General features: G+C 61.7%; 1 protein-coding gene and 1 pseudogene. Both read right to left on the minus strand.

The genetic code is table 11. The features are described from left to right. Positions 1-127, minus strand: a pseudogene (locus RFM98_RS31135) (IS5 family transposase); the annotation flags it as partial. A 135-nt stretch (positions 128-262) separates the two neighbouring features. Next, positions 263-1332 (minus strand): M10 family metallopeptidase C-terminal domain-containing protein (locus RFM98_RS31140; RefSeq protein ID WP_320312289.1); only part of this gene is annotated, 1070 nt, incomplete at its 5' end.

Consider the following 1332-nt stretch of genomic DNA (forward strand, 5'->3'; position numbering starts at 1 on the left):
CGATCCACAAAAGCGCATCGAAGAAGCGCCGGCCATCGCTACGCGGGCCGCGCTTGCCCTTGCGCCCACCCGGCACAAACGGCTGGATCTGCTCCCACTGATCGTCGCGTAGAACTTCACCTTCCAAAGCCGACCTCCAAAAGTCAGCCTTGAATCTGATTTGCCTCGCGATGGGAATCCCAAGCCGTTAAATTGTCACTACAGCCTAAGCCGTTGCCGAAGGCGGGGCAGCAATTAACAACTTGCGGGAGCAAGCCGAGGCTCATGTAACAACGAACGCGCTTGCCGTGAGCGAGAGGTGAGGTGCAAGGGCGGCGAATTGTACCTGATGAGTGCCGCCGGTGCCGTCGCTATCAAAAGAAAGCGCCCCGGTCGTGCTGTTGTAGATAATGTGGTCGGTGCTGTCATGCGCGCTCGCGCCGATGTGCAAATCCTGCATCGGGAGGGCGCCGGCGTGAAGGCCCGCAAACACGCTGTGGTCCAGTTGGATCTTGTCCTGGCCAACGTTGAAGTCGGTTACCTTGGCGATGTTATCGGCCTTCAGAGCCGAGTTGAAAACGAAGACATCCTTGCCTCCGTCCCCAGTCAACACGTCATGGCCGCCGCGGCCATTGATGACGTTTGGCCCGGCATTGCCCTCGATGGTCTGGGCGAAGGAGTTGCCGCTGAGTTTGATCGCCGTCGTGCCCGTACGGTTCGCGGTAGCCAGGTGTTCGATTTCCAAGCCAGGCGAAAGCGCACGGCTTACCGAGGCGAGCACCGTGTCCGTGCCGCCGTGGATCGACTCGACCACCCTGTCGCCGGCATTGTTGACATAGTAGTTGTCATTTCCGGCGCCGCCGACCATCGTGTCCGCGCCCGTCGTCCCGTGAAGGACGTTATCGCCAGGGGTGCCGTAGATCGTGTGGCTCGTGGTTGTGCCTGCAGGCGAAGATGAAGTGCCGGTGCCCGGTGACGTGGACACAGTGCCGGTGCCCGATGACGTGGACGAAGTACCGGTTCCGGAGGGCATGGATGAAGTGCCGGTGCTCGACGACGTAGGCGCCGTGGTCGAGGACGTATTGTGCTGGAGGAACACGGACTGCAGAGCCTTGTCGCTTCCAAGCGCCGTGTCGCCCTGTTGCGAACCCCAGGCATAGGCATAGTCGAACGCAGGCGACGGCACCAGCTTGGACCAATGGTCCATCATGGTCTGCTCCTGAGCCGGGGTAGGCATCACGTACTGGCCGCCGGTGTCGGTCGTCCAGGTGCCTCCGCCAAACGCTTGATAGACCGGAACGATCTGGCTGGCCGGGATGCCCGAGGCCTCGGCGGCAGCAGCCGCTCTATCGA

Origin of the sequence: Mesorhizobium australafricanum, from assembly GCF_033977265.1 — a bacterium.
GTDB lineage: Bacteria > Pseudomonadota > Alphaproteobacteria > Rhizobiales > Rhizobiaceae > Mesorhizobium > Mesorhizobium australafricanum.